Raw genomic sequence first — 954 nt, 5'->3', positions numbered from 1 at the left:
GCCAGTCAGGTAATTGCTGGTCTTGATCTCGGCGCGCAGGCCCTTGGCGACCAGCGATTTCAGCACGGTTTCGGGATTGATCGGGCCGTCCGCGCCGACGATCTGGATGCGCTGCGGCTCGATTTCGATCAGGACGGGCGCACGCGGCGTGTTTTTGGTGACGTCATATTGCAGGTTGATACTGACCACTTGCCCGATCTTGAGGCCATGCCACTCCACGTTGGAACCGGCGGCAAGGCCGCCCACGGAGGAATCGAAATAGACCAGATAGCGCAGGCGAACGGTATATTTGGCTTCGTCGGCACTGGCCTGGTCCCGGTAGAGGGTGAAAGCCGTCTTGGGAGCGGCGCGCTCGTTCGAAAGCACGTCGGCCGGCGTATCGAAGGCGATGCCGCCCGCGAGCAGGGCCTGGATGGAATCGAGCTGGAGCCGAAAGCCCTGGGGGCCCGTGGTGAGGGAGACCCCGGAGGCATTCCAGAAATTGGTACTGGTGCGCACTTCCTTGTCATAGGGATCCCTGACGAAGGCGCGGATGGTGATGCCGTCGGCGAGGTTGGAGGAATCGTAGCCGAGGACCTGGCCGACTTCGAGGCCGCGATGGAAGATCGGCGACCCCGCGCTGATCGAACCGATCTGCGTGGTCTTCAGGGCAAATTCCGTTCCGGGCGCGTCGGTGGGAATGACGGGAGGCAGCTCGAGGCCGGCGAAGCTGTCGGCTGTCGTGCCGGCCTTGCCGGGATCGAACTCGATATAGACGCCGGAGATGATGGTCGACAGGCCGGAAATACCGGAACTGGCCGACAGGCGCGGCCTGACGACCCAGAACAGCGTGCCCTCGCGCATCAGCGGTTCAGCCTGCTTGGTCATGTCGGCGGCGACGATGACGTGGCTGCCGTCCGGCGCAAGCGCGACGCTCTTCACCGTGCCGAAGACGATGGCCTTGTAGCGGATCTG

General features: G+C 63.7%; 1 protein-coding gene. It reads right to left on the bottom strand.

From position 1 onward, the window contains the following. A partial coding sequence (locus tag AB4037_RS34590) for a PqiB family protein (RefSeq protein ID WP_441774677.1) occupies positions 1 to 954 on the bottom strand: 954 nt, incomplete at both ends.

The organism is Labrys sp. KB_33_2, assembly GCF_052114505.1.
In the GTDB taxonomy this organism is placed as follows: domain Bacteria; phylum Pseudomonadota; class Alphaproteobacteria; order Rhizobiales; family Labraceae; genus Labrys.
Note: the sequence above shows the minus strand (reverse complement) of the source record. Positions and strands in the feature narration are given on the sequence as shown.